At 60.1% G+C, this 17,439-nt stretch carries 29 protein-coding genes; 11 read left to right on the forward strand and 18 right to left on the reverse strand.

What is annotated here, in order from left to right:
- Positions 1–7 precede the first annotated feature (7 nt).
- Both terL and GQ59_RS00160 read right to left on the reverse strand, forming a co-directional pair.
- Positions 8–1,174: a phage terminase large subunit gene (gene terL / locus GQ59_RS00155; RefSeq protein ID WP_341872371.1), complete on the reverse strand. Its 1,167-nt coding sequence runs from the start codon at positions 1,172–1,174 to the stop codon at positions 8–10.
- 313 nt (positions 1,175–1,487) lie between these two features.
- Positions 1,488–1,859 (reverse strand): hypothetical protein, encoded by a 372-nt coding sequence (locus GQ59_RS00160; protein WP_051903694.1) that lies wholly within the window; start codon positions 1,857–1,859, stop codon positions 1,488–1,490.
- An 89-nt stretch (positions 1,860–1,948) separates the two neighbouring features.
- Here GQ59_RS00160 and GQ59_RS00165 point away from each other — a divergent pair, with 89 nt between their 5' ends.
- Both GQ59_RS00165 and GQ59_RS00170 read left to right on the forward strand, forming a co-directional pair.
- Complete coding sequence (locus tag GQ59_RS00165) at positions 1,949–2,761, forward strand: TIR domain-containing protein (protein WP_051903695.1); 813 nt, start codon at positions 1,949–1,951, stop codon at positions 2,759–2,761.
- A gap of 255 nt (positions 2,762–3,016) precedes the next feature.
- Positions 3,017–3,259 (forward strand): hypothetical protein, encoded by a 243-nt coding sequence (locus tag GQ59_RS00170; protein WP_037076106.1) that lies wholly within the window; start codon positions 3,017–3,019, stop codon positions 3,257–3,259.
- Between the two features lie 734 nt (positions 3,260–3,993).
- On the opposite strand, the gene GQ59_RS00180 is transcribed toward GQ59_RS00170, so the two are convergent.
- The 16 genes from GQ59_RS00180 to GQ59_RS00250 form a co-directional block, all read right to left on the reverse strand.
- Complete coding sequence (locus GQ59_RS00180) at positions 3,994–4,626, reverse strand: hypothetical protein (RefSeq protein WP_037076110.1); 633 nt, start codon at positions 4,624–4,626, stop codon at positions 3,994–3,996.
- On the reverse strand, positions 4,623–4,925 hold the full coding sequence (locus tag GQ59_RS00185; RefSeq protein ID WP_037076111.1) for a hypothetical protein: 303 nt from the start codon (positions 4,923–4,925) through the stop codon (positions 4,623–4,625). The genes GQ59_RS00180 and GQ59_RS00185 overlap by 4 nt, the downstream gene beginning before the upstream one ends.
- Complete coding sequence (locus GQ59_RS00190; protein ID WP_037076115.1) at positions 4,922–5,575, reverse strand: hypothetical protein; 654 nt, start codon at positions 5,573–5,575, stop codon at positions 4,922–4,924. Before GQ59_RS00190 ends, GQ59_RS00185 begins: the two co-directional genes overlap by 4 nt.
- Positions 5,572–5,802, reverse strand: a complete 231-nt coding sequence (locus GQ59_RS00195) for a hypothetical protein (RefSeq protein ID WP_037076117.1) — start codon at positions 5,800–5,802, stop codon at positions 5,572–5,574. The genes GQ59_RS00190 and GQ59_RS00195 overlap by 4 nt, the downstream gene beginning before the upstream one ends.
- Positions 5,802–7,256 carry a replicative DNA helicase gene (locus GQ59_RS00200; RefSeq protein WP_162183270.1) on the reverse strand — a complete coding sequence of 485 codons (1,455 nt, stop codon included), beginning with the start codon at positions 7,254–7,256 and terminating at the stop codon, positions 5,802–5,804. The genes GQ59_RS00195 and GQ59_RS00200 overlap by 1 nt, the downstream gene beginning before the upstream one ends.
- The gene (locus GQ59_RS33520) at positions 7,256–7,858 is read right to left on the reverse strand and encodes a hypothetical protein (RefSeq protein WP_432762559.1); all 603 of its coding nucleotides are present in this window, start codon (positions 7,856–7,858) and stop codon (positions 7,256–7,258) included. The genes GQ59_RS00200 and GQ59_RS33520 overlap by 1 nt, the downstream gene beginning before the upstream one ends.
- On the reverse strand, positions 7,855–8,499 hold the full coding sequence (locus GQ59_RS00215; protein ID WP_051903700.1) for a RuvC family protein: 645 nt from the start codon (positions 8,497–8,499) through the stop codon (positions 7,855–7,857). The genes GQ59_RS33520 and GQ59_RS00215 overlap by 4 nt, the downstream gene beginning before the upstream one ends.
- Positions 8,496–8,849, reverse strand: coding sequence for an AfsR/SARP family transcriptional regulator (locus tag GQ59_RS30830; RefSeq protein WP_084682924.1), 354 nt, complete (start codon positions 8,847–8,849; stop codon positions 8,496–8,498). The genes GQ59_RS00215 and GQ59_RS30830 overlap by 4 nt, the downstream gene beginning before the upstream one ends.
- Before the next feature lie 77 nt (positions 8,850–8,926).
- Positions 8,927–9,487: a hypothetical protein gene (locus tag GQ59_RS00220; protein WP_037076124.1), complete on the reverse strand. Its 561-nt coding sequence runs from the start codon at positions 9,485–9,487 to the stop codon at positions 8,927–8,929.
- A 5-nt stretch (positions 9,488–9,492) separates the two neighbouring features.
- The gene (locus GQ59_RS00225) at positions 9,493–9,942 is read right to left on the reverse strand and encodes a hypothetical protein (protein ID WP_037076125.1); all 450 of its coding nucleotides are present in this window, start codon (positions 9,940–9,942) and stop codon (positions 9,493–9,495) included.
- Between the two features lie 145 nt (positions 9,943–10,087).
- A complete protein-coding gene (locus tag GQ59_RS32280) occupies positions 10,088–10,231 on the reverse strand; it encodes a hypothetical protein (RefSeq protein ID WP_156376339.1) in 144 nt (47 codons plus the stop codon).
- Positions 10,228–10,503 (reverse strand): LexA family protein, encoded by a 276-nt coding sequence (locus tag GQ59_RS00230; protein WP_037076127.1) that lies wholly within the window; start codon positions 10,501–10,503, stop codon positions 10,228–10,230. Before GQ59_RS00230 ends, GQ59_RS32280 begins: the two co-directional genes overlap by 4 nt.
- Positions 10,500–10,829 carry a helix-turn-helix domain-containing protein gene (locus GQ59_RS32960; protein WP_037076129.1) on the reverse strand — a complete coding sequence of 110 codons (330 nt, stop codon included), beginning with the start codon at positions 10,827–10,829 and terminating at the stop codon, positions 10,500–10,502. The genes GQ59_RS00230 and GQ59_RS32960 overlap by 4 nt, the downstream gene beginning before the upstream one ends.
- Entirely contained in the window at positions 10,826–11,080 is a 255-nt protein-coding gene (locus GQ59_RS00240) for a hypothetical protein (protein ID WP_037076132.1), read from the reverse strand. The genes GQ59_RS32960 and GQ59_RS00240 overlap by 4 nt, the downstream gene beginning before the upstream one ends.
- The gene (locus GQ59_RS00245; protein ID WP_051903702.1) at positions 11,077–11,841 is read right to left on the reverse strand and encodes a deazapurine DNA modification protein DpdA family protein; all 765 of its coding nucleotides are present in this window, start codon (positions 11,839–11,841) and stop codon (positions 11,077–11,079) included. Before GQ59_RS00245 ends, GQ59_RS00240 begins: the two co-directional genes overlap by 4 nt.
- Complete coding sequence (locus GQ59_RS00250; protein WP_037076134.1) at positions 11,838–12,041, reverse strand: helix-turn-helix domain-containing protein; 204 nt, start codon at positions 12,039–12,041, stop codon at positions 11,838–11,840. Before GQ59_RS00250 ends, GQ59_RS00245 begins: the two co-directional genes overlap by 4 nt.
- A gap of 59 nt (positions 12,042–12,100) precedes the next feature.
- Between GQ59_RS00250 and GQ59_RS00255 the strand changes: the two genes are divergently transcribed.
- The 9 genes from GQ59_RS00255 to GQ59_RS00305 all read left to right on the forward strand — a co-directional run bounded on the left by GQ59_RS00255 (position 12,101) and on the right by GQ59_RS00305 (position 17,439).
- Positions 12,101–12,757 carry an XRE family transcriptional regulator gene (locus GQ59_RS00255; RefSeq protein WP_051903704.1) on the forward strand — a complete coding sequence of 219 codons (657 nt, stop codon included), beginning with the start codon at positions 12,101–12,103 and terminating at the stop codon, positions 12,755–12,757.
- A 501-nt stretch (positions 12,758–13,258) separates the two neighbouring features.
- A complete protein-coding gene (locus GQ59_RS00265; RefSeq protein ID WP_152564174.1) occupies positions 13,259–13,501 on the forward strand; it encodes a hypothetical protein in 243 nt (80 codons plus the stop codon).
- A 609-nt stretch (positions 13,502–14,110) separates the two neighbouring features.
- Positions 14,111–14,293, forward strand: coding sequence for a hypothetical protein (locus GQ59_RS00275; protein WP_037076146.1), 183 nt, complete (start codon positions 14,111–14,113; stop codon positions 14,291–14,293).
- A gap of 5 nt (positions 14,294–14,298) precedes the next feature.
- Entirely contained in the window at positions 14,299–14,511 is a 213-nt protein-coding gene (locus GQ59_RS00280; protein WP_037076150.1) for a hypothetical protein, read from the forward strand.
- Positions 14,508–15,527 carry a hypothetical protein gene (locus tag GQ59_RS00285; RefSeq protein ID WP_037076153.1) on the forward strand — a complete coding sequence of 340 codons (1,020 nt, stop codon included), beginning with the start codon at positions 14,508–14,510 and terminating at the stop codon, positions 15,525–15,527. The genes GQ59_RS00280 and GQ59_RS00285 overlap by 4 nt, the downstream gene beginning before the upstream one ends.
- On the forward strand, positions 15,524–15,802 hold the full coding sequence (locus GQ59_RS00290; protein ID WP_051903706.1) for a hypothetical protein: 279 nt from the start codon (positions 15,524–15,526) through the stop codon (positions 15,800–15,802). Before GQ59_RS00285 ends, GQ59_RS00290 begins: the two co-directional genes overlap by 4 nt.
- Positions 15,802–16,005 carry a hypothetical protein gene (locus GQ59_RS00295; protein ID WP_037076156.1) on the forward strand — a complete coding sequence of 68 codons (204 nt, stop codon included), beginning with the start codon at positions 15,802–15,804 and terminating at the stop codon, positions 16,003–16,005. The genes GQ59_RS00290 and GQ59_RS00295 overlap by 1 nt, the downstream gene beginning before the upstream one ends.
- A complete protein-coding gene (locus GQ59_RS00300) occupies positions 16,002–16,865 on the forward strand; it encodes a RecT family recombinase (RefSeq protein WP_037076159.1) in 864 nt (287 codons plus the stop codon). Before GQ59_RS00295 ends, GQ59_RS00300 begins: the two co-directional genes overlap by 4 nt.
- Position 16,866: 1 nt before the next feature.
- Entirely contained in the window at positions 16,867–17,439 is a 573-nt protein-coding gene (locus GQ59_RS00305) for a hypothetical protein (RefSeq protein WP_051903708.1), read from the forward strand.

Raw genomic sequence — 17,439 nt, forward strand, 5'->3', positions numbered from 1 at the left:
GCCGCGCCTAATAAAGCCCCTTAACCGTAGCGGATGTTGTCTGCGACTGTCGATTGCCGACGAGGCGGCCGAAGGCTCCTGACGTTGCGTCAACCTGGTCCTTGAAGGCGCCGCCCGGGAATAGGCAGAGCTCATCCAGATAAGCATCGTTCCATTCACCCTGCACGAGGCAGACGTTGCCGGCTTCGCACTGAGAAGAAAACGGCTCGGCTCGCGTGGCCTTGTCGCCGGTTTCCGGATCAGCCTTCACTACCCAGCCGGCAAGCATCGAAACGAAGTCCTTGACCTGAACTTTGCCGGCTTGACCCGGATCCTGTGGCAGGCTGATTACGACGTCAGTGCCGTCGGTCTCGGCAGTTGTCTTGATGAGCCGGCGGACGGCATTGCCTTCGTCTTGTGTGGTGACCACGTGACCGACCACATAAGATCCGTCTGGTGCCTTACCGAGCTTCACACCAGCCGTCTTCGCAGCGGTCGTTTTCTTTGTCGCTGCCAAGTCCCAGTGGCGCACCCATCGCGTCCCAGGCGGCGCCTGCCGGACGATCTTGCCCTCGAACCAATGACGCTTGAACAGCCCACCCTCGCGAGCCGTCGGGCGCTGCTGGTACTGGCCGGCATAACCATAGGACCCTTTGACGACCTTCAGTGCCTCAACCGCCTCCCGGCTGAAGCGCTCCGGCAGTAGCAGTTCGCCATCCGCGGTGCGGGGATCGACGAAGCCAATCCTGGTGGGCTCTCCCGGATCAATCATACGCCCGCTGCTTTTGTAGGGGCTCGGGTCGTATTCCATCGGCAGGCAGAGGTGCACATAGGGCAATCGGAGCTTCAGGATGGTTCCTGCGACGTCGTTCTCGTGTAGACGCTGCATGATGACCACGATCGCTGACCGCTCAAGGTCGTTCAGACGGTCCGAGATTGACTCCCGAAAGATACGAACAGTGTTAGCCCGCTCCACGTCGCTTTCTGCAGTCTCCGTCGAATGCGGATCATCGATAATGACGCGATCGCCGCGGCCACCGGTCATCGACGCGAACGGCCGGCCCTCACGACCTCCGGACCTGGTGTTCTCGAACTTCCCCTTTGCGTTCTGGTCGGATGCAAGCTGCACCTCAGGCCACAGCGAGCGATACCATTCACTCTCGACCAGTCTTCGCATTTTGGTGTTGTCGCGCATCACGTTATCCTGGGAATAGGACGACGTAAGATAACGCATGTGGGCCAGACCCGCCGGTCCCCATTCCCATGCTGGCCAAAATACTGAGTGAAGCAGAGACTTCATCAGTCCTGGCGGGCAGTTGGTGAGGAGCCTTGTGATCTCCCCTCTACTAACCGCTTCGAGATGATCCGCCATTGCCTGAAGCGGCCAACCCCAAACAAGATGGGCTTTCGGCTCGAGAACGTGCCATGCTTCGGCCGCGAAACCAGCCAGGGTCTGGCAGCGCGCCCTTATGCGCTCCGCATCCTTGGCGATCCTCTGCCGTTCAGCTTCAGCGGCTCTCCTCGTCCTCTCCGCTCTGATCGCCTTCATCATCTCCGCTGCCGGTGGCAAGCGGGCCAAAGAGGGATTCAAGTGCATTGAGCTGTTCTTCCGTCATTCGGGCGAGGTCGACGGTCTGGATGGGTCCACCGCCGCGGCCGGTGTGCTGCAGGGAAGCGAGCTTTGGATGCACATACGGCGCCGCTGCTTTCGCCATTTCATCCCGCCTCTCATCACTCGCCTCGGGGTTTCGCATAACCTTGAGCATGTAATCGAGAGGCGTAATGCCTGTCGCAGCGACCCGCCTCTGACGCTCCTGCGTGGCCTTGTTCGGCGCTCCCAACTTGCGGCCGGCTCCATCTCGTTTGCCGCCTCTCGACATGTTTGATTTCCTGATGCAGTTTTGATTGTTTTTCAAAGGAGGACATTTTGGCCCGCCGCCCTACGCTCCCAGAACCACAACCTTCCAGAATGACGCCAGATGATTTGGCTAAGGGTGTACGGCGCCTGCAAAAGAGACTCGACCAAGTTCTCTTATTTGATCCAGAAACCCTTGATCAGGCCGATCCCTATTCAACCGTCCGTCCGCTAGAGGCCGAAATCGAAACCGCGCTGAGTGAAACGTTCGGACACGGCACCATTGAGTACAATCGCTTTGCAGCGGCCAAACGCTTCGACTGGCCCATCGTGATGGGCGGCGGGATCAGACATTCTGAAAAGGTGGCTCACGTCAAAAAGGATAAGCAGAGATCCATCCAGCTCCTGCAAGCTGCCATCGATTTACTTCAGGAGCGGATCGCGGACACAGGCGAGGCCGGCCGCGCCAATGATGCACCAGTTGCCCGGGCAAAGCAGTCCTCCAGAATATTTATCGTACACGGCCACGACAACGAGCCGAAAGAAGCCACAGCTCGCTTCATCAGCGCGATTGGCTTCGAGCCGGTTATCCTGCATGAGCAAGCCAACAGAGGCAGAACTATCATCCAGAAGTTCCGGGAGGAGGCCTCAGACGTTGGTTTTGCCATTGTTCTGATGACACCTGACGATGCCATGCCCGATGGGATGACCCGCGCCCGCCAGAACGTAATTCTCGAATTGGGCTTCTTCCTTGGCGCCCTCGGCCCGGATCGGGTGGCCGCCATGGTGAAGGGCCAAGTGGAACGCCCGAGCGACTTCGACGGGGTCGTTTACATTCCCTTCGACCCAGGATGGAAAGTGGCGGTATCAAAAGAGTTGGAAGCAGCCGGCTATCCGGTCGACTGGAATATCGTCATGCGCCAGTAGACGTCCGGCAAACCGGGCCTTAGCCCGGCTCACCTTATCGGGTGTGCGGGGTCAGCAGCGCATTCGTCCGGGGTCTGCATGGCGATAGGTCGGAGAGTTGACGACACTTTGATCTCAGGACCGCGAGCCCGGCTTTCATTTGCCCTACTTAGGCTCCAGGGGTGTTTATCCTACTTTAACCATACTTGCTAATGAACGCCCCAATTTCGAGCAGGAGCGATACATTCGTTAACCGCACCCGCAAGGAGGACGTCCATGAGCTTCGTCCTAGAGAAGCAGCAGCAAAACGTATTGAAAGCACTACATGCGTATCAGGCAGAGATAGCCGAGATCGAGGGGCAACTTCGATTACGCGCTATGGCGAACGATGTGAGTGACCGCGAACTGGCTTTGCTCCGACGCCTGAAGGCCGAGAAGTCCGAAATACTTTATCGCTACGAGAACCTGAGACACGCGTTCAAGGCTATCCTTGGGGAAAGTTCAATCGCGGCAGAATGAGAAACCCCGCCATTGCTGACGTGGCTGACGAGACGGCTTCCACGTCCCTCCGGGTATATTGCTCCCGGTGCTTTTGGACGCCGGGGAGACCGAAGCCTCACGCGCAACGCGCTCGATTATCGCCCTAGTCGGCCCCTTGCGGGCGTCTGGCTACAAGGACTTCTCCAGACCCGTTACCCAACCACGGCTATTTTCGGCGGCCGTCGCCTACAGCAGGAAGGAACGATCGAGCTTTCCCGATCTTCACGAACGACTGTCCGGCTTCCCGATTAGGGCAGCATTCTCGCTGCGACCGGCGGCTGGCATTGGTTGCGGAGACATGCGTCGAATGTACTTCGACTTCTATGAGACCGGCTAACGATCGGTTCACCAGCAAACACGCTAAACTCCCCGGCCGTTCTTGCCATATGTTAATTGTGACAAACATTCGCATCAGAACGATACGCCGAGGGAATCCCAAAATGCCCGACCGAATTCCAGGAACCACACCCGCGCCTGCAACTGTGCACTGCTGGTCAGAGAACGTCCCCAGCCAGACCTTTTCCTCTCTCGAAAACGCACTCGCCTACTGCAAACAAAATATCGGCGAACTCCCGGCTATCGAAGTGTTCGTTCACTGTGGGGAGATCCCCGAGCCCATTATCAGCGGCGACGAGTTGGCGCGGCTCGTTAGGAATAAGCGACGATCCCTGAGTTAATTGCGGTTCAAGTGCCACCAGTATCCAGCGGCCAGTTCATGCCGCGCGTTTGGCCTCTTCCTCGCGGCGCTTGGCCTCTCGCTGCTTGCGAGCCTCGTTACGCTTGATCGCCCAGGAGAAATCCGTGAACTCGCTGTCGAAGTAGCAGGCCATCGGCTTCGCGTCTGGTTCCCTTGAAGCCGTCTTCTCTTCGATCGGCGCGTCGGCTGCGATGTTATCTGAAACATGCCAAAAAACAGGGGGTAGTGGCAACACAGCATTTTCGCCGTTTTGCATATGCTGGCTATGCTTGCTCACTACATGAGCTATTTCTTTTGGAGGACGGCTCGCGACTTCAGGCTGCGTCCTGACGATCTTGGCACGCCGCGCGGCGGCCGCCATTTTGATCTGACGTTGTTGATGGGCTTGCCGCAATTGGGCCTGATACGGCGTCACCGTGGGGATTTCGACTGACATGATGCATCCAGCATTTAACGTCTCTCGAGAGTGCTTTGCTCGATCGAGGAGATGATGATTGCTTTTGTTGAAGGCATGCGCGACGGTTGAGCCGCGAGGGCTCCTGCGCTTCTTCAGTGATGTCGCGATCCAGCCGCTTGGGACGATGACGGTCCCGTAATCGCTGGCCTGAAGATGATTACTCTGCCTGCCTATTTCAAGAACAGCGATCATGCTTCCGCCCTCACTCGCTCGACCTCGACCGACTTATCGCCCCGGAAAAGTTTCTCTGCCGCAGCGCGCTTGACGTCGCGGATGCCACCGCCTGCGATCTCGCCAGAGCACACGAGGTGGCCGTTGAAATAGGCGAGAACATGCTGCAGGGCGGCCTTGGTGGCTCCTAGCTCGTCCTCGAAGATGATCGGCGCGCCGCCCTCACCGAGGATCGGCTTAGACTTTGCGTCGCGGGCAAAGCGGGTCATGGCCCACCAGCCGCCGCCTCGTGGTGTGGCAAATCCGGCGAACTCGTTCATTCTGCTGCCTCCAATGCTTCAGCACCTTGTGCCGATCGGGCCATGGAAATTAAAAGGTCCCTGAAAGGGTCCGGAGTGCCAATCCGCGGAGAACTGTCAGTGCCGCCACCGCGGGCGCCCACTTCTCCGAGGCGCTTTGCTCTCTGCAGCCCCATGCGCTCGACCACGACCGGGTCAAGGTTTGCTTCCCGGTAGCCCCATTTCAGCGACGGGAGGTCTTTGACGCCGTAAACCACAATCAGGGTCGGCTTGCGTGCATAGTGGCCATACTGCCCTTGCTCGACGCAGCAGGTCCAACCGCCATGATAATCGGCCATGATCCAGCCTCCGGCCCGGTCCGGCGTGTTCAGGTCGAAATGTGGCCATGCCAGAGAACCCCATGGATGCTCGATCACGCCGCCATAAGTGCGCGCGGCGTGCAGCGCCGCCTCGAAGCAGCCACCATCGTCACCGAGCTTCTTGCGCTCGCCGGTGAGCTTCACGGTCAGTGGCTGACCGAACCACATCTTTCCCCAGCGCTGGCAAGGTGGATGGGCTACGACGGGCCACGGGCCGGGATACAGACGGGCGTCACGCTCCTCGTCCCATGGGTCGACACCGTCGAGGCCGTAGTAGGATCCGTTCTTCTGGACATAGAGCGCGGCAATCACCAGTCGCCTCCATCGTTTGGTATATCGATGGTTGCGAGACAGTAGTCGGGATCGGCGCCGCTGCCCCGGCTGTTATCGTATAGGGCTCGCTCCCCGTCCTGACGGTTGCGCATCACACAAAGGCTGCCTGACGCCGAGAACAACCACAGCGATTTAGGCCAACGGCGGGCCAACCGCTGCAAGGTAGCGATCACCCCTCGCTCTTCTTCGGTTGGTTCGATCTCCATCAAAACATCTCCTCCTGCTGGCGCTTCGGCTTCTGCGAGACGTAGCGGGTGTATTCAGCCTCGAATTTCACCGTCTCGACGATCGAGGGGTCGCCGAAGCGAACCTTGATCGAGGCGATCTCGGCGATGCCCTCGATTTCGGATCCGAACACGGTGTTGATCACCTTCCAGTCCTGGGTGGTGGCGGCGACCCTCTCCATCTCCTTCTTGTATTTCTCAGGCCGATAGAGGGTCATGATGGCGTCGTAGTCGGCCTTTGCCCCCTCGCCTCCGTAAAGGTCCTTGGCGATCGGCCGCGGGTTCTGCCGGCGGCCGCTCTCGCCGTTTCTCTGGTTGAGAATGAGCACCGAGGCACCGATCTCATCGGCAAGCGCCTTGAGCTCGACCGTGACCTCGCCCGAAATCCTGTCAGCCGAGAGCTTGTCGTTCTTCGGCTTCACCTTCCCGATGTGGTCGATGACGATGAAGGGCGTCTTGCCATTGGCGCGCTTCTTGATGAACCGGCGGGCATAGGCGACGAGCTTGTCCACTCCTTCCCGCTGGCACCGGATGATGTCGAATGGCTTGCTGTTGATCTCGGTGGCGAACAGAACGCACTTGTCGCGCTCGTAGTCGGTCATGAGGCGCGACGGCTCCCGCTGCTGGCGGACGCTGATCTCGTGAACCTGGGCGATCATCTGACGCACGCATTGGGCGGCGGACTGGTCATAGGAGAGGAACAGCGTCGGGTGTCCGTGGCTCACCGCGTGATAGATGAGCTGCATCGTGAGGCTGGACTTGCCCTCGCCTGACGAGGAGAGCAGTCCGTAGAGGTTGCCGGCCTCGAACACGGGCTCCGACAGCACCTTGGCAATCTCCGGCAGACCGATCGGCACGCCGAGGACGCCGTCGCGCTTGGCAGATGCCTCGAACATGGAGAGGTAGGAGGCGCCCGGCGATGCGATGGAGGTCGTTTCGCGGAAGCGCGCCTTCAACTCCTTGAGGCGCTGCTCCATGTGCTCGATCTCATCGGCAAGCGTGAGAAGGGTGTGGCCCTCGGCGGCAATCTCTCCAGCGATCTGGGCTTCACGGGCAAGCTGCCGACCGAGCGATACGCTCTTAATTACCTCAATGGCGCCGGCGATGTTTCGGCGAACCATAGGATCGGCGCCGAGCATCATGAGGTTCGAGAGATAAGTCGCGGGCGTGACATCGCCGAACCGGTTCGAGCTGACCAGCTTGGGCATGAAGGGCTTGAGCGAGACGGCATTGACGTGCTGTCCGCCCTCATAGAGCTCCAGCGCCTCACGGAACGCGATCTGGTGAACGCCCTCGGCGAAATCGTCAGGCTCAAGCCCGCACTCGATCAGCAGCGAGTTATCGTTGAAGATGCAAGCCAGCAGGAGTTCGGTTGCCTGAAAGGCATCGTCCTCGGTGATTCGGTCGAATGCGTCGCGGTTGCTTAGTGCATTCATCACGCCACCCCACATTCAACCGGAACGAGTCCTAAAGTGATTCGTTGAGTCGGGTGATTCGCGTGAGGTACTGCGTTATGACTACCCGCAGAGAAACGGCCTTCAGCCCCGTGAAATTCAGGCTGAGAGGCAGCGGCCGATACCGCGTTGTGAGAGACGCGCACGAGGCAATCAAGATCCTGGCAACCGAATGGCCGATCGAAAGCAGCCCTGCGATGTCCCGGGCTACTCTTGCCTGCCTCAAATCGTTCAACGAGGATAACGATCCGGACGATGTTCGCCGGGCCTTCATTGCCGCCGCGAGAGAAGCCCATATCGACGTTGCCGCATGAAGCTGTGGGGTTTTGATGTTCGATGTTGATTGGGACGTTCCAGTCTCGGTTGAGCTGCACGGACCGGGAGACCATGACCTGATTTTCTGTACGAGGGACGCAGCCGACTGCCTGCTCCACGACTGGCCAACGGAAGATGGTGAGAATTTCCATGAGGCGCTCCGGATGTTCATGCTCGTCCTCGATGGGAGAGCCGAGCCCGAAGAAGCCCGAATGGCTTTCGTCGCTGCTGCAAATGAAGCTGGGTTGCTGGTGATTGAGTAGGGTCATGCCGCGGCTCCCACGCCCACCTGCGCCTGCCGCTGCTTTGCCTGATGCGCGCCGGTGCGCAGATCCATGAACTTGCGCTGCATCCATTCGATCTGAGGGACGTCGCACTTGTGCCAGCAGGTGCAGACGCCGACCGCTTCGGCCGCGTCCTTCTGCTCTTCCTTGTTGCCCGGTAGCTTGATGCTCTCGCGATCACAGGCCTCGATCGCCATCTTCTTCCAGTCGCTACCCTGGGCGGGCTTTACGCCCTTGCCGTAATAGACCGGGCGCCAGGACGTGGCGGCGATGGTGCCGTATGGGACGCGCATCATCATGCAGATGCCGATGATTGCGCCAGCGATGCCCGTGAGCTGCAGCGCGGCGGGATTGATCGTCATCACGTTACGCTCCTCGCCCGTCAGGTCCGGCTTGCCCTTCTTTGTGAACTGGCGGACGCCGTGCTCCGGCCGTTCGATCGCGACGAAGTCGGGCTTGTGATCCTTCAGGAGGCGGTAGAAGAGGTTCGCGGCGATCGCGTATTTCTCCTCCCACTCGTATTCCTTCACGGTGAAGGTGCCGCATTGGATGGATGAGCGGTGGCGCTCGCTGTCGCGGACAGCCCAGCCGGATCGGGTTGCAAGGTCGAGGCCCATGATGATCATTGCCGCGCCTCCGTTGGGATGAGGCGATAGAAAGAGCCGTTCTCATCCGACAAGCCACGACTGCGCTCGCAAACGATCGACCAGCCGACCGGCGTGAGACGTTTCCTGAGGGAGTAGAGCGTGACACGGAAGTTGTTCGCCGGATCGTCTGGCTTACGGCGCGGCCATACCGCGGAAACGATATCATCCCGCGTCATATGCTTGCCGATAGGACTGGAGAGCGCTGTGAGAATAGCTTTGCTTACCGGCGACGTCTGGGCGTCGATGACGGCCTCTATAGGAGCCGCCTCTCCGATAAAGCCACCGCATGTCGGGCAGCAGAATGATTGAATGCGAGGTGCTACGTTCATTGCTTCACCGGGAGAGAGAGTGACGCATTCGCGCGTCTAGTTGGGCGGCCGGGAGGAGGATGGCCGCCTGGAGGAACTCAGTGGGCGGTGTCGCCGGCGTCTTCGAAGGGATCGCCATCGCTCGCGACTTCCTCTTTCGAACTTGCCGCCTCGATGCGCGCCATGATGTCGGGGATCTCGGTCTCGTATTCGGTCTTGCCGGCGTCGTAGGAGGCCAACCAGAGTTTGTCGTCTGAGCTCCCGGCGTCGTAGCCGGACCGGCGATCGAGGTTCAGCAGGCCGGCCTTGTAGCCCTTGGCCTGGATTAGCTGCTCTTTGTCGACCCTATCGACCTGGGCAAGCAGATCACCGCCGCTGGTGGATGGGATAAGGCCGAGCCATTCCAGGTTTTCGCGATCCGACTTCAAGCGATCGACCGGCTTCTGGTCGTCTTCACCGAAATGGGCCTTGAGGTAATGGTCGAACTTCTGACCGGAGAAGGTCGGATCGGCAGCCTTGGCGACCTTACGGTTTGCCGTCTTCTCGGCAGCTGCTTCCCGCCGCTTCGTTTCCGCCGCCAGTTCCTTGCGGAAATGGTAGGCGAACAGCTTCTGCCGTTCGGCGTCCGTGAGCTTCGTGTTACTGCCGGCCTCAGCCATTGCCTTCACCTCTGGTTTGCTGGTTTGGGATAGGTTTTGACCCTTGCTTTCGCAGCTCGCGCTTCAGCTTCCAGAGCCTCCAGCTTTGCTGCAATGTCCGCCACAGGAGCATGTCCGTGGGCCTCCTCTACTGCCTTGACCTCGTTTTGGAGCTGGTGGATGAGGCGGAGATTGAAGTCGAGGAAAGCACCGCGGACCCGGCGATATGACCGGAGACCGAAGTCCTTGAACTCGCCCTTCATGAGCCGCTTGAAGCTTCGGGGAGACATGCCGCACCACCCTGAAACCTCATCGAGTGCCTGAGTTTCATCACCCCAGCCCTCGCACCTGCGCCTGAACATTTTCTCAGCGAAAAGCTGAGCTTCTTCCGGGCTGAATGCGTCTACTGCTGACATTGTCGCTTTCGCCTTTGAGTTATTGGTTGCCGCCAAATGGTGAGTTTCTGACCACTTCATGGTTCGCGCTCCTGATAGCTTTGCCCCTGTCGGAAGCGCGGAGGATCATGAAGGAGTTGAGATCAAAGCCCGCCCGAAGACGGAGACTGAACGATGGAGAGAGCGGCGCGACGTGCTTGCAGGCTGGCGCGCCACCCTCCGAAATTCACAGGAAAGGGTTTCCCCACTCCTCAGGATTGAAATTGATGTGCTCGGCCTCGACATGAGCCCCGGCGATGTTGAAGAAGACCGCCGTGAAGATGCAGAGAATGCAGAAGATGACGAAAAGCGTGACGAAAGACGCGATCATGCTGAGCCTCCCACAATCGAGATGGCGCGCGTCTTCCCCCGGATGCGGCGGATTGCCCCGCGCTCGTCGAGTTCGTTGATGAGGTGGTGGATCGCGGTCTTGGACGCGAGGCCCAGGAAATCCTTCATCTCGTTGAAGGTCGGGGCCACACCGTCGTTTTCAGCGAGGTAGCCCTTGATGAAGACGAGAAGCTTACGCTGCCGCCCGGTGAGACCGAGTGCGGCCGGCGCTTCCGGCTCGAATGAGTGAGTACAGCACGGGCAGGTTATCATGATGCCCTTCCCTTCCGCCGGCGGATCTCCGCTTCGGCGGCTTCGCGGTTGGGAGCGGAGACCGCGCCGACGTCGGGATCGACGATAATGCAGGTGCCGTCCTGGGTATGGATGATGGAGCGAAATGGTGACGGCCAGTCCTGACCGCAGCAGAGGCAAAGCCCAGAGTTTTTGCTCACGGCGCGAGCCATCGATATATCGAAGTCGCGAGCGCGCTCTATCCGAGACAGCGTGGCCGGCGACGTTCCGACCCGCTTTCCCACATCGCGGATGCCGGCACCCTCGGCAGTGCGGAGCTCCAGCAGTTGAATCCCAGGCACTGTCATGCTCCACCTCCGCAGTCGTCGACGATCTGAAGGTTGATCTCGGTATGCCGGTGAACGATGACCGAGTTCCCCGGATGCTCCGGAACGATGTACAGCTGCCAGGCCAGCGGCGGCTTGCCGCGCGTTGCGAAGCCGGCCCACTGCTCGCGTTTCTTGTCCCAGGTGGTCGGACCGACCACGGCGCCGCACTCAGACGCGAGCCAGAGCTTGCGGTCGCGCGGGGCGCTGGTGATGTCGTGGTTCCAGCTCATGCGAACATCTCCATCTGCCACGGCTGGAAAGAAGACGAAGCCGCATGATTGACGACTTCAGCGAACCGAGCCGCTTCCTGCCAATCGTTGGCGCTCCTGCCCTGCTTCCGAGCTGCGAAGCTCCACGCCATACTGTCGGCGCTGTAGAGGTATTCCCGAACGCCGGGATGCAGCAGGCTCGTCTTCTTGACGCCGAAGCCATGCAGCCGAAGTTCAGGGCGAACCGAACGGATTGCCTGCAGCACTGCCATGATCGCGTGTGGGTCGCCCTGACGCTTGCAGACGGAGCCGACACCGACCCACATCCCGAACTTGAGCCGGTCGCCGTACTGGACAACATGGGTGACGTAGTCGGTCGGCGCGAAGCCCTGGAGCACGGGCATGACCGGCACCGGGAGTTCGCAGCCGAGCAGCGCGTCGTAGCGCTCGACCGTCAGCCGCTGGTGATCGGACATCGTGAGGCCGGTCTTTTCCAGCATCCACGGTTCGCACATGTAGTCTTGAGCAACGGCAGCAGAGATGTTGACCACGCCAGAGTCGTGCAGGCGCTGGACCTCGGCGGCGTATTCTTCGACCGTGTGACGATACCGGCCGTGCTGAGCGAGTTCGGTGAAGGCGCCGCTATCGACAAGGACGTCGCCACAATCGACCGCCTTCCTGCGTCCGCGCAGCCGGTTGATGCTGATGCAGGCCAGATCGAAGTGCTGGGCGTCTGCAGGCTGGTGAAGTCCAACATAGAATTTTACGGCTGCGGCGGTCATTCGGCGGCCTCAACCAGAACAAAATCGTTTGGCTGCACGAGACCGCCGGTGAACTCGGCGATCTTCCTCATCTGGTCGGGGCGCGGTACGCGCTCGCCGTACATCCACTTCCGAACGCCGGACGTGGACATGCCATCCATCACAGCAGCGAACTGCTCTGGGCTTAGATTTTGTTCGGTGAGGTACTGTGCGAGTTTCATAGCCTTAACTTACCCAAAGTGGGTAACATTTGCAACCCCAAAATGGGGCGAGACAGCAAATGGCTGAATTTGCAATGTTACCCGTTATGGGAAACAAGCTTAAATCATTGCGCGAAGAGCGAAATTGGACACACGAGAAGGCAGCTGAGGAGATGGGCGTCTCGCGCAGCCAGTTCATCAAGCTCGAACGCGGCGAGCGCCGCATGACGATGGATTATATAAACCTGGCAGCGAAGGCTTTCGGGATACGGCCGGCCGACGTCATCGATGATACGGAGGAATTTACCGTCCCGCTTATGGGCTACATCGGAGCAGGGGCTGAGATCATGCCGGATTTTGAGCAGGTCCCGCCCGAGGGTCTGGACCAGATTCAGGTTCCTTTCCCGTTGCCTGATGAGATGATCGCGCTCGAGGTGCGGGGGGACTCCATGTTGCCGGTCTACAAGGATGGCCACGTCATCGTCGTCTACCGCGACCAAAAGAAGCCCATCACTTCCTTCTACGGCGAGGACGCCGCGGTCCGAACAACTGACGGCCGCCGTTTCCTCAAAACGATCGTAAAGGGCTCGCCCGTCACACTTATGTCCTTCAACGCCGCGCCAATCGAAAACGTGGGGCTTGAGTGGATAGGCGAAATTTTCGCGGTCCTTCCTCGTTCGCAGCTCAGAAAGACAAGCCGCGCCGGCGGGCTCCAGGGGAGTTTGAAGCTGGGATGAGGATCATCACGCTACTGATGATTTTGGCATTCCATGGCTGCAATATCGTCGGTGCTCGATATGACCAAGCGACCGGCCAGCGATAGCGGAGGGGTACCACATTGGGCGAAATCGAGAGAACAGATCCTCCTCCGATGGACAAGAACGAGAGTATAACCCACGAGGAATTCACAAGGTTCCTAGTTGAGAAAGCGCCCGAGAAGCCGTGCCCCGAATGTGGCGTTAACGATTGGGGCACAAGTCAGATTAGTGGGGACCAGCGCGCCAACCCGGATCTTCAAGTGGCAATAATCGCAGGCGCCTGGACGGACAAGGTTATGCCCGTCCATACACTCAACTGCAGGAATTGCGGATACATCAAGATGTTCTCCGCCCGATTAGTGAATGACTGGGTGGCGAAAAATGGCTAGGGTGGGAGAGGCTTTCTTCGCGACCAGCAATGATAACCGCCAGTCGGCTGGTGGGGGCGCCCCTCCAGGAGGAGATGTTTTGGAAGCACGAGTGTCGGCGCTTGAAAAGAAGTTCGACAAAATCGAATCGAAGCTGGATTCGATCGGCAATGACCTCGCCTTCATAAAGGGCAAGATTGACGGCCTCCCATCGGCGGCGGCGATGGGCGAGATAAAAGGGCGCGTTGATGGTCTACCTACTCTGGGGAAGATTGCGACCTTGTTTGCGTTGGCAGCCAGCGGGATCGCTATCCTGAACAACTGGTCTGCAATCAAAACCGCCTTATTCGGTTGATCTTCACCCTTCCAATTACTCCCCTCAGAGCAAGAACAAGAGAAAGAGATAGACTCTTTCCGTATTTCAGCCTTTCCGTATTTCGTATGACAGGGGTGTCATAGGTGGGTATGACAGCAGTGTCATAGGTCAAGGCTGTAGACGCTCGATCGTCCAGGCTGCCGCCGCACCCTCACCCACTCCTCGGTTTCCAGTTCCTTAAGCGCTCTCGCAACGTGCCGAGGCGAAATACCCAACGCCTTCCCGATAGATTTCATAGCGGGATAGCAGAATGGCCGCTTCGCGCTCAGGCGCAGCGCCAGGTGTATCCCTACGAGTTTTCCATTTCGGCTGACGAATTCATTCCCAACGAGCACGCGCATCCAAGCGTCCCGACGCCGGAGCCACTTGCCCGTTTCCAACTTCACTTGCTGATCCATATGGCAGCAATAGACCTGCCCCATTTTGGGGTCAATCTAATATTCCCCATTTTGGGGTTGTAATCTTCCCCATTATGGGTAATATCCTCCTCATCAGCCGACGGAATGATCTGGCCTAGCCACGAAGAAACCGAAGGCGCCAGCGGGCTCAGTACCGAGTGCCCGCGAAGTTTCAGGATGGGGATCCGCAATGGCATTCGTAACCCGCTACCGCATCGAAGACCTTCAGGGCCGCACGCTCGCCAACGACTTCACCGATGAAGCCGAAGCGGTCGAGCTGGCGAACGAACTTGACGCCGATGTTGTCGAGTACCGCCGGCCCGGCTTCGACCTTCCCCGCCTGTCCCAACAACACCTGATGGCAGCGGAGTGACGGCCATGCAGAATATCAAGTTCATCAGCATTTCGGGCCATGCGACCGAGATCGCGAACCACGCCCACACCGCCTACTGGCGCGGTGAGAGCCAAGGCAAGGACGCGGCCGACTACCACCGCCGCGAGATTGAAAGCTCGCTCCGGCAGATGGCAGCCATCCTCGGCTTCCGCGTCGAACCACTCGAAACAGTCACCCATAAGGAAGCTGCAGCATGACTGAGCAGTCCATCGGCGCGCTTGCGCTCAAGATCGTTGACCCTTGGAAGTGGTGGCAGACCGCCCTCAAGGACCCGTCCAAGATCGGCAGCAAGGATCTGCCCGTCCACGACAGCGACCCGCAGCAGGGCTATTTCCGCGTCCGGTACGGCAAAGACAAGCCGTTCGAGCCGGTCGCGATCTGGAACGAAGACGGCGTCTGGCTCGCCTACCGCTCCGGCCGCGAGGTGAAAGCCGAGGACATCTGGACCTCGTGCTGCCGACACCCGATCAGCCATGCGGCCTACGAAGCCGCGATCGACGGCAAGGGCTGGCCCGACGATGACGCCACGGTCGCGGCCCAGGTGAAGCCGCCGGAGCCCGGCATCGGCGACAACTCCGGCCCGGTAGACGAAGCCGAGACGATCAAGGACCAAATCGAAGCCGCGCTCAAGGGCATGACGGCATACGACAAGATCACCGACGACGAAACCGCCGCCAAGGCGCTGTCGCTTCGAAACCGGCTGAACGAGCTTTCGGGGCAGGCGGACAAAATTCGCGTCAAGCAGAAGGAACCGCATCTCGAAGCCGGCAAGGCTGTGGATGCGAAATGGCAGCCGCTGGTGAAGTCGGCCAAGGCCGGAGCTGACAAGGTTCGCGATGCGATCGGCTCTTGGGAAACCGAGAAGTACCAGCGCCAGCAGGCAGCTCTTCGCAAGGCGGAGGAAGAACGCCGCGCCGCCGAGGAAGCCGCTCGGCAGGCAGCGCCCAACGCCGAGGTGATCGAAGCGCCGCCCCCGGTCGCCGCGCCGGTCGAGGTTGCCCCGGCTCCAATCCGAGCCGCCTACGGCAAGGCAGCCAGCGTCTCCATGAAGACCGTCGTCAAGGACGTCACCGACTGGAAGGCGCTCGCGATCTACATGTCCGAGCACCCCGTCATGCAGGACACACTTCGCACCCTCGCCCAGCGCGCGCTCGACGCCGGCCGCACGAACGTTCCTGGAATCACCACCGAACAGAAGGCTGCAGTACGATGACCGATTTACTCACCCCCGCCCTCGCCGTCGCCGCGGTCAAGTTCAAGTGGCAGAAGGGCGAAGACACCCGTACCTATGACTATTTCGTCCCGCACGGCCTGGACCTCGCCGCCGGCGACAAGGTCATGGTTGAGACCAAGCGCGGCGAGACCGAGGTCGAGGTCGTCGAGATCAAGGCCGAATCCGAGATGGCTTCGAAGCTGATCCTACGCCGCGCCGATCCGGCTCCGGCCGAGACCGCGCCTGCCGCTCCCAAATCGGAATGGGACTTCTGATGAGCAAGCGGAAGTGGGAACCGGGCCGGAAACTGACGCCGCTGGAGGCCATGGCCGAAATCGCCGCCGGCCGTCCCGTCTACTTCCGCCACAAGTGGACGCACAACGGTTGGGCCCGAGGGTGGCAGATCGCCATGCTGATCGGATGCGCGAACGCTGGCGTCATCTTCGAAGCAAAACCAATTCAGGAAAACGTGCAATGAACGCGATCGCCAGAACAGACGCGCCGAAGCCGCTCCTCGTCGAGATGGCGGACAAATACGGCCTCCAGCCAACCGAATTCTCCGCGACAGTGCGCAGCACCTGCGGGATGGCGAAAGCCACACCAGAGGAATTCGCGGCCTTCATCATGGTCGCGAAGGAGTACGACCTGAACCCGCTGCTGAAGGAAATCTATGCCTTCCCGGCCAAGGGCGGCGGCATCGTGCCGATCGTCTCGATCGACGGGTGGGTTAACCTCGTCAACTCTCACCCGGCATGTGACGGTTTTGAGTTCGATTTCGAGCACGCCGAAGACGGAACGCTGATCTCCTGCACATGCCGGATGTACCGCAAGGATCGCGGACGGCCAGTCACCGTCACGGAATATCTCCTGGAGTGCATCAGGACCACCGACCCATGGAAGATGAAGCACCGGATGCTGCGCCATAAGGCGATGATCCAGGCAGCGCGCTACGCGTTCGGATTCTCCGGCATCTACGACGAGGATGAGGGTTCCCGATTTGCGGACATGAAGGACGTCTCGCCTCAGGCGCCGAAGCCGCCGGCACCGCCGAAGCCGCCCGCGCCTCCCGTTCCAGAAGAGCCCATCGTCGACGCCGACGGCGTGGTGATCGAGCACGACCAGCAGGAAGGCGACCAGACCGCCGCCTCGTCCGAGGAAGTCGATGCCACCGTGTTCTTCGAGGCACTCGAGGCAGAGATGGCCCAAGCTGCGACCGCCGAGGACGTCGAGGAAGTCTGGACCGCCCGCGACCCGCTCGCTGTGTTCGAGGGAGACGATATCAACCAGGGCATCGCCAAGGCGATCAAAAACCGCCGCCTGAAGGAAATCGGAGCCTGATATGACCAAGGGCGACTTCCCTGCACTCCGCATGACCATCGAGGGCGGCCGGCTTGTACCGGCTGGCCAATTCGACGCCGAGCGGCTCAATAGCTACCGGCGCGGCACAGTCGTGTTTGTCCGCTTCACCGAGGAGAAGGACCGCGTCCTCGTCCGCAAATGGTGGGCGATCCTGGGCCTGGTCGTGAAGCAGTGCGAAACGCCGTGGAAGACGAAGGAGGAAGCCAGCGAGGCGATCAAGCTCTCGCTCGGTATCGTCAACCTGTCGAAGACGGTCGGCGGCCAGTTCATGCAGTATCCGAAGTCGCTCACCGAGCTAGAGGACCCGGAGATGGCCGAGGCGCTCGAAAACATGACCGAGCTCTTGAGCCGCATGACGGGCGTGGACGTCGCCACCCTCAAGAAGGAAACGGCCCACATCGGCGCCGAGCCTGACCTCGATCAATCCCATTCCGGCGACTTCCCCGCGCCGGATACCGCCGACGACCCCCGCCACCGCGTCGTCGGCCGCAGCAGACGAGAACAGCGCTCCCCCTCCCGCTGGCTCGTCTGCTGCCACCCTTTCCGACGCTGA

The organism is Neorhizobium vignae (assembly GCF_000732195.1).
Lineage (GTDB): Bacteria > Pseudomonadota > Alphaproteobacteria > Rhizobiales > Rhizobiaceae > Neorhizobium > Neorhizobium vignae.

Bases quoted from the DNA above. Each gene is read 5' to 3' on its own strand.
- terL (WP_341872371.1), bottom strand. From the start codon at position 1,174: ATGCGCGACAACACCAAAATGCGAAGACTGGTCGAGAGTGAATGGTAT.
- GQ59_RS00160 (WP_051903694.1), bottom strand. From the start codon at position 1,859: ATGTCGAGAGGCGGCAAACGAGATGGAGCCGGCCGCAAGTTGGGAGCG.
- GQ59_RS00165 (WP_051903695.1), top strand. From the start codon at position 1,949: ATGACGCCAGATGATTTGGCTAAGGGTGTACGGCGCCTGCAAAAGAGA.
- GQ59_RS00170 (WP_037076106.1), top strand. From the start codon at position 3,017: ATGAGCTTCGTCCTAGAGAAGCAGCAGCAAAACGTATTGAAAGCACTA.
- GQ59_RS00180 (WP_037076110.1), bottom strand. From the start codon at position 4,626: ATGATCGCTGTTCTTGAAATAGGCAGGCAGAGTAATCATCTTCAGGCC.
- GQ59_RS00185 (WP_037076111.1), bottom strand. From the start codon at position 4,925: ATGAACGAGTTCGCCGGATTTGCCACACCACGAGGCGGCGGCTGGTGG.
- GQ59_RS00195 (WP_037076117.1), bottom strand. From the start codon at position 5,802: ATGGAGATCGAACCAACCGAAGAAGAGCGAGGGGTGATCGCTACCTTG.
- GQ59_RS00200 (WP_162183270.1), bottom strand. From the start codon at position 7,256: ATGAATGCACTAAGCAACCGCGACGCATTCGACCGAATCACCGAGGAC.
- GQ59_RS33520 (WP_432762559.1), bottom strand. From the start codon at position 7,858: ATGACCCTACTCAATCACCAGCAACCCAGCTTCATTTGCAGCAGCGAC.
- GQ59_RS00215 (WP_051903700.1), bottom strand. From the start codon at position 8,499: ATGATCATCATGGGCCTCGACCTTGCAACCCGATCCGGCTGGGCTGTC.
- GQ59_RS30830 (WP_084682924.1), bottom strand. From the start codon at position 8,849: ATGAACGTAGCACCTCGCATTCAATCATTCTGCTGCCCGACATGCGGT.
- GQ59_RS00220 (WP_037076124.1), bottom strand. From the start codon at position 9,487: ATGGCTGAGGCCGGCAGTAACACGAAGCTCACGGACGCCGAACGGCAG.
- GQ59_RS00225 (WP_037076125.1), bottom strand. From the start codon at position 9,942: ATGAAGTGGTCAGAAACTCACCATTTGGCGGCAACCAATAACTCAAAG.
- GQ59_RS32280 (WP_156376339.1), bottom strand. From the start codon at position 10,231: ATGATCGCGTCTTTCGTCACGCTTTTCGTCATCTTCTGCATTCTCTGC.
- GQ59_RS00230 (WP_037076127.1), bottom strand. From the start codon at position 10,503: ATGATAACCTGCCCGTGCTGTACTCACTCATTCGAGCCGGAAGCGCCG.
- GQ59_RS32960 (WP_037076129.1), bottom strand. From the start codon at position 10,829: ATGACAGTGCCTGGGATTCAACTGCTGGAGCTCCGCACTGCCGAGGGT.
- GQ59_RS00240 (WP_037076132.1), bottom strand. From the start codon at position 11,080: ATGAGCTGGAACCACGACATCACCAGCGCCCCGCGCGACCGCAAGCTC.
- GQ59_RS00245 (WP_051903702.1), bottom strand. From the start codon at position 11,841: ATGACCGCCGCAGCCGTAAAATTCTATGTTGGACTTCACCAGCCTGCA.
- GQ59_RS00250 (WP_037076134.1), bottom strand. From the start codon at position 12,041: ATGAAACTCGCACAGTACCTCACCGAACAAAATCTAAGCCCAGAGCAG.
- GQ59_RS00255 (WP_051903704.1), top strand. From the start codon at position 12,101: ATGGCTGAATTTGCAATGTTACCCGTTATGGGAAACAAGCTTAAATCA.
- GQ59_RS00275 (WP_037076146.1), top strand. From the start codon at position 14,111: ATGGCATTCGTAACCCGCTACCGCATCGAAGACCTTCAGGGCCGCACG.
- GQ59_RS00280 (WP_037076150.1), top strand. From the start codon at position 14,299: ATGCAGAATATCAAGTTCATCAGCATTTCGGGCCATGCGACCGAGATC.
- GQ59_RS00285 (WP_037076153.1), top strand. From the start codon at position 14,508: ATGACTGAGCAGTCCATCGGCGCGCTTGCGCTCAAGATCGTTGACCCT.
- GQ59_RS00290 (WP_051903706.1), top strand. From the start codon at position 15,524: ATGACCGATTTACTCACCCCCGCCCTCGCCGTCGCCGCGGTCAAGTTC.
- GQ59_RS00295 (WP_037076156.1), top strand. From the start codon at position 15,802: ATGAGCAAGCGGAAGTGGGAACCGGGCCGGAAACTGACGCCGCTGGAG.
- GQ59_RS00300 (WP_037076159.1), top strand. From the start codon at position 16,002: ATGAACGCGATCGCCAGAACAGACGCGCCGAAGCCGCTCCTCGTCGAG.
- GQ59_RS00305 (WP_051903708.1), top strand. From the start codon at position 16,867: ATGACCAAGGGCGACTTCCCTGCACTCCGCATGACCATCGAGGGCGGC.